The sequence below is a fragment of the Corynebacterium marquesiae genome (assembly GCF_030229635.1).
In the GTDB taxonomy this organism is placed as follows: domain Bacteria; phylum Actinomycetota; class Actinomycetes; order Mycobacteriales; family Mycobacteriaceae; genus Corynebacterium; species Corynebacterium marquesiae.
This window is the reverse complement of the sequence record NZ_JASPII010000037.1, coordinates 1-1,305: the sequence shown is the minus strand read 5'-3', so window position 1 is coordinate 1,305 and position 1,305 is coordinate 1. Positions and strand designations below refer to the sequence as shown.

General features: G+C 54.9%; 1 protein-coding gene. It reads left to right on the top strand.

Annotated features, from left to right (window positions below):
• Positions 1-49 precede the first annotated feature (49 nt).
• Positions 50-1,275, top strand: a protein-coding gene (locus tag QP971_RS11260; RefSeq protein ID WP_100619247.1) for an IS3 family transposase whose coding sequence is annotated in 2 segments (ribosomal slippage) — positions 50-329 and positions 329-1,275 — 1,227 coding nt in all. Because the reading frame shifts where the segments join, the coding sequence is not laid out codon by codon here.
• The last annotated feature ends 30 nt before the right edge of the window (positions 1,276-1,305 follow it).

Sequence of the window (1,305 nt, the reverse complement as noted above, 5' to 3'; positions counted from 1 at the left end):
TGAAGCGTCCTGGGTTTAGTTCCTACCTCAGCTAAGGAAGGATTGAACTATGCCTAGAAAGTATTCCGTCGAGTTCAAGGAGAAGGCGGTCCATCAGATCATCGAAATGGTCCGCCTGGAGTCTTGCTCACTGCAACGCGCCTACACGGAGGTCGGTGAGCTGCTTGGAGTATCTCACCACACGTTGCGGGCCTGGTACCGTGACAGCGCCTCAGTACGCGATAATTCTGACGCTTCAGGCGGCGAAACAATGGAAGAAGAACTCAGGCGTCTGCGCCGCGAAAACCGCGAACTGAAACGAGCAAACGGGATTCTTAAAACTGCTTCGGCTTTTTTCGCAGCGGAACTCGACCGACCCACGACCAAATGATCTCCTACATCGACGCGTACAAAGATCAATTTGGGGTCGAGGCCATCTGCCGAGTCCTTAAACAAGCAGATCGTGGATTCATTACTTCACGCGGCTACCGCAAAGCCACCACACGTGTTCCCAGCGCAAGAGCCTTAAGCGATAGCCTGCTCATCCCAGAGATACAGCGTGTGCATGCGGAGAATTTCTCGGTCTACGGCATCCGCAAAATGTGGCACGCGATGAACCGCGAAGGCTTTCATATCGGCCGCGACAAGACCGCACGTCTGATGAAACTTGCAGGTGTTTCTGGCCGCAGACGTGGGCGAACCCCAATAACAACGGTAAGCCCGAAGACACCGGATCATCGCCCGGACCTAGTGCGCCGAAACTTCCGTGCGCAGGCACCAGGCAGGCTTTGGGTTGCCGACATTACCTACGTTCGCACCCTGTCAGGATTCGCCTACACCGCGTTTGTCGTGGATGTCTTCAGCCGAAAAATTGTTGGTGTTGCTACACGCTCGACAATGCGCACCGATGCGCTGCCCATGGAGGCATTGGAACATGCGTTAACGACTGCAGGACGAATCCATGGAAACCAACTAATTCACCACAGCGATCGGGGCAGCCAGTACGTGTCACTGAAGTATTCCACCGCGCTAGCTGAGTCAGGAATCCGCCCGAGTGTGGGAACAATCGGCGATTCTTACGACAATGCACTAGCCGAAACAGTCAACGGTCTCTACAAGGCGGAACTGATTCATGCCCAGGGCCCGTGGACGTCGGTCGGAGAAGTCGAACTGGCCACCTTGCGGTGGGTGCATTGGTGGAACACTAAGCGACTTCACGAAGCATTGGACTACGCCACCCCACAGGAAGTAGAAACCGAGTACTATCTCACCCAGCCCATCAACACAGGGCCGTAAAAGAAGCGGAACTAAACCCAGGACGCTTCA